The sequence below is a fragment of the Wolbachia endosymbiont of Drosophila leontia genome (assembly GCF_028981785.1).
Classification (GTDB): domain Bacteria; phylum Pseudomonadota; class Alphaproteobacteria; order Rickettsiales; family Anaplasmataceae; genus Wolbachia; species Wolbachia pipientis.
In genome coordinates this window covers 1-3,870 of the sequence record NZ_JAPQLK010000091.1, presented here as the reverse complement: position 1 = coordinate 3,870, position 3,870 = coordinate 1, and the positions used below count along the sequence as shown (strand labels likewise).

Below are 3,870 nucleotides of genomic sequence, written 5' to 3'. Positions count from 1 at the left end.
ATAAGCTACTGATATACTCCACCTTTTTTTATCTTTAATCCATCATAGCTAGCGATGCAACAAAGCCCACCGATTCATTCTACTGCAACGCAGAAAATTCGTACAATTGTGCATAATGTGGGGCTTCTGGCTACATTTTTCTATTGAACTCACCTTTTCTCTATGTGACAGATTTCGTATTAAATTTTAAATTTAATGCGCCTAGATATACAAGCATTCCTAGCAAAACCATAGGTATAGAAAGCAACTGCCCCATAGTTAAATCAAGCCACAAATAGCCAATTTGATAGTCTGGTTCGCGAAAAAACTCAACGAAAAAACGTGCTATTCCATACCACATAACTGCAATACCAGTTAACGCACCGTGATACAGTCTTATTCTAGTTAAGAAAAACAGTGAATTTGCAACTGCAAAAAGTAGCAGTCCTTCAAAAAGTGCCTCATAAAGCTGGCTTGGATGGCGCAGCAAATTATCACCACTCTCTGGAAATACCATACCCCACGGCACATTTGTTACCCTGCCAAATAACTCTCCGTTTATAAAATTGCCTATGCGACCTAAAAATAAACCTATGGGAACTCCGCAAGAAACTAGGTTCAGTGCATAAAATATAGGAATGTTATGTCTTTTACATGAAATTATTACTGCAAGCAAAACTCCTATAGCACCACCATGAAATGACATCCCTCCTTCCCAGGTCTTCAATATCTCGATAGGGTTGCTTATATAAAGAACTGGATCATATATCAATACGTAGCCAAGTCTGCCTCCAAGGATAATACCTACAATAGTGGCTGTTAATAACGAATCGTAAAAATTCTTAGTAAATATTTTTTGGTCATCTAGCTTATGTAAATACCAATATGCAAACACTATACCTAAAACATATGCTAAAGAATACCAATATATAGAAACAGGACCGATGCTGAAAATTACTGGATTTAAAGACATATTTTGCTATAAATTATTCTTAGACAATCTACTTTTTTCACGATCCCACTCTCTCTGTTTTATGGTTGCTCTCTTATCGTAGAGTTTTTTTCCTTTTACAATGGCAATTTTAGTTTTTGCAAATCCTTTATCGTTAAAATAGACCGAAAGCGGCACAACAGTTATCCCAGCAGTCTTGATTTGACCAATTAGTTTATTTATCTCCTTTTTATGCAAGAGTAATTTACGTTCCCTTTTTGGTTTATGATTTTTTCGGTTCGCAGCTTTATATTCTGCAATATGCATATTGTGCAGCCATACTTCGCTATTCTTTTCAACAACGTAGGCGTCGGAAATATTTACTTTTCTTTCTCTTAGCGATTTAACTTCACTGCTTAATAAGACCATACCCGCTTCAAATTCTTCTAAGATGAAATATTCAAACCTTGCTTTCCTATTTTCTGCAATAACTTCCATATCTAAAGATATCTTTAAGCTTCAATATACTACAGAGTTTTTGACTTAATTCATAATAAAACAGTTATCCCAATGAATATAAGGTGCCAGGCTAGTCTGATAGCAACAGGATAACAAAAATCAAGTAAGTGCTTTTTCTGTCTCTCTAGGCACAAGTTCCTTTACTTCTTGCATTTCAGTTTTAGGCTTTGACATTATATATTGACCAGCACCAACTATGAGCGCAGATTCTGCAGCTAGTCCAATTATTGCTGGTACAGATAGGGCAGTAGCAAATGCAAGTGCAACACCAACTATCACTGCAGTTACAAAACACACAATAACACCTTTTACAATTGCATTTTTTGCAGATTGTTCTTTTTCTTTCACAATTGCATTTTTTCCAACCTGTTTTTCTTCCTTTTTCTCTGGAAGCTGCATTACATCTTTATTTTCAGTAAGATCCTCTGGCGTTTTTTTATTCTCATTTTTTAACGTTTGCTTTTTTTCCGCTTCCTCTAAAAGCTGAATTATACCTTGATATTTAGTAAGGTCTCTTGGCGTTTTTCCATCAACATCTTTTAATGAGGGGTCTGCTTCAGTGTGTAGCAGAACTTCCACCACTTTTATTTTGCCATTTTCAGCAGCAAGATGTAAAGGAGTACGTCTATCACCATTGTTTGCATTAACCTCTGCTCCTTTTGCAATGAGAATTTTTACTACATCTTCGCAGCCCTCTCTGGCAGCAAGATGTAAAGGAGTACATCCATCATCATCTTTTGCATTAACGTTTACTCCTTTATTTGATAGGTTTTTCACCTCCTCCTCATTATTATGTTTAACAGCTGAACGCAAAGCTTTGATGTTCTCTTGTGCCTTTAATAGAGCTTCTTTTACCGCTTTATGGCCTTTTTGAGAAGCAAATGCTAAAGGAGTCCATTTATAATGGTCTTTCGCATTAACATCTGCTCCTTTTTCAATTAGAGTTTCTACTATATCTTTGCGGCCATTTGCAGCAGCAAGATGTAAAGAAGTCCACCCATCACTATTTTTTGCATCAACGTTGATTCCTTCTGCTTTTGATAGAACTTGTACTATCTCTTTGTGGCCATTTGTAATAGCAAGATGTAAAGGAGCCCATCCTTCATCATTTTCTGCATTAACATTTGCTCCTTTTCCAATTAGAGTGTTTACTACATTTTTGTGGTTCTTTTCAACAGCAAAATGTAAAGAAGTCCATCCATCACCATTTTTTGCATCAACAATTGCTCCTTTTCCAGTTAGAATGGTTACTACATCTTCGTGGCCATAGTGAGCAGCAATATGTAAAGGAGTAATTTTATTATCATGTTCTGCATTAACATCTGCTCCGTTCTCAATCAGAGCTTTTGCTACATTTGCACAGTTCCAATAAGAAGCAAGATGTAACAATTTGACTTCCTTAGAATTTTGACCACGAGATATAGTAAATATGTAATTCATGCCAGATCCACTATCATTGTCAGGTTTACTCTTTTCCCACTCTTGACATAAATCTGGATCTTCTTCTTGTAACTTAGCTTTTATTTTTTCAACTATATTGTCCTTGCTAAAATCTGAAAGGTCATTTATTTTTTTTAATATTTCCATAAATTTATCATATTCCATAACTTCCTCACTTAAAATACATAACTTAGTTGTTATATCTTTTAACATAGAAGTCAAGAACCTAAATATTCGTTATTATCTTTCCTTAAAGAGTCATTTTAGTTATATTACAGACTATGAAAAACCTCAACTTTAGGAAGGAAATCAAGTTTTTTTCTCTGTCATTTATAATTTTATTTGTTCTATGGACTGTATTGTCTGGTTATTTTGAGCCGTTTTTTATTTTTTGTGGAGTGTTTTCCTGTATATTCACATCGTTTATCTTTAGAAGGTTGATAAACGCTGAAAGAGCTCTTAGCCAGATTTTAAATAGTACGAGTAGACTGTCGTTTTATAAGTTAGTAAGTTATATACCATGGTTAATGTACCAAATCATTTTATCAAGTGTTTATGTAACAAAAAAGGTGCTACAACTCAAATCTAAGCTTGAACCGATTATTATCCTAAGAAAATGCAAAGGGCATAATGACGAAAGCATTGCGTTATTTGCCAATTCAGTCACAATCACTCCCGGAACTTTAACTATCAATGTTGAAAGTAAGCAGAAAACATATTTCTCTACCATGTATTTGATAGATAAAGATCTTGAAAGCGGCATTTCTGAAATAGAAAATAAAATCTTAAAAATACTACGTTCAGTTAAGTAATTGCTTTAAATAAGTTAACAGCATCCTTATATTCCCTTAGAACCTGTTTAAAATCTTCGTAATAGGAGAGAAATGAAGGAAAGGACAATCATTTGCAAGCTGGTGTTRAGTTTACGTTCGCAATTTTTCCACAATCTTCTACATTTTTCTAACCAAGCAAAAGATCGCTCAACAACCCATCTCTTTGGC

Annotated in this window: 5 protein-coding genes; 1 reads left to right on the top strand and 4 read right to left on the bottom strand. The window is 34.6% G+C overall.

Annotated features, from left to right (window positions below; translation table 11 throughout):
• Positions 1 to 160: 160 nt before the first annotated feature.
• The 3 genes from lgt to OZD63_RS03040 all read right to left on the bottom strand — a co-directional run bounded on the left by lgt (position 161) and on the right by OZD63_RS03040 (position 3,082).
• Positions 161 to 952, bottom strand: coding sequence for a prolipoprotein diacylglyceryl transferase (gene lgt / locus OZD63_RS03050; protein ID WP_275008076.1), 792 nt, complete (start codon positions 950 to 952; stop codon positions 161 to 163).
• Between the two features lie 6 nt (positions 953 to 958).
• Positions 959 to 1,408, bottom strand: coding sequence for an SsrA-binding protein SmpB (smpB, locus tag OZD63_RS03045; RefSeq protein WP_007548863.1), 450 nt, complete (start codon positions 1,406 to 1,408; stop codon positions 959 to 961).
• Between the two features lie 120 nt (positions 1,409 to 1,528).
• Positions 1,529 to 3,082, bottom strand: coding sequence for an ankyrin repeat domain-containing protein (locus tag OZD63_RS03040; RefSeq protein ID WP_275008075.1), 1,554 nt, complete (start codon positions 3,080 to 3,082; stop codon positions 1,529 to 1,531).
• 68 nt (positions 3,083 to 3,150) lie between these two features.
• Here OZD63_RS03040 and OZD63_RS03035 point away from each other — a divergent pair, with 68 nt between their 5' ends.
• Positions 3,151 to 3,681, top strand: coding sequence for a Na+/H+ antiporter subunit E (locus OZD63_RS03035; protein WP_006280659.1), 531 nt, complete (start codon positions 3,151 to 3,153; stop codon positions 3,679 to 3,681).
• A 47-nt stretch (positions 3,682 to 3,728) separates the two neighbouring features.
• Here the strand turns inward: OZD63_RS03035 and OZD63_RS03030 are convergent.
• Positions 3,729 to 3,870: transposase (locus tag OZD63_RS03030; protein WP_275008078.1), on the bottom strand; the 142-nt coding region annotated here is incomplete at its 5' end.